This window comes from Halomonas sp. ML-15 (assembly GCF_014779595.1).
GTDB lineage: Bacteria > Pseudomonadota > Gammaproteobacteria > Pseudomonadales > Halomonadaceae > Franzmannia.
This window is the reverse complement of sequence record NZ_JACXZT010000019.1, coordinates 651,022-651,286: the sequence shown is the minus strand read 5'-3', so window position 1 is coordinate 651,286 and position 265 is coordinate 651,022. Positions and strand designations below refer to the sequence as shown.

Genomic DNA, 265 nt, shown 5'->3' with positions numbered 1-265 from the left:
AGCCCGGTCTGGCACTGGTGGGGGCCGTCGCCGCTCTGGCCGCGGGCGACTTCTCTGACCTTGGCATGGCCGGCCAGGGCGCCGAGGCCGTCGCGGTAGGCGCCGTGGATCCCGGGGGTAAGCATGGTCTGGGCGCCGCTGGCGGAGACCGCCTCACCGGCAGCCTTGACGAAGGCGTCCAGCGCCTCGCCCTTGACCCCCAGCACCAGGCCGGGGTTGGTGCAGAACTGGCCGGCGCCCATATTCAGCGAGCCGACGAAGGCCG

Annotated in this window: 1 pseudogene; it reads right to left on the bottom strand. The window is 73.2% G+C overall.

Annotation, left to right across the window (positions count from 1 at the left end):
• Positions 1–265: pseudogene (locus tag IEI94_RS22665) on the bottom strand (aldehyde dehydrogenase (NADP(+))); the annotation flags it as partial.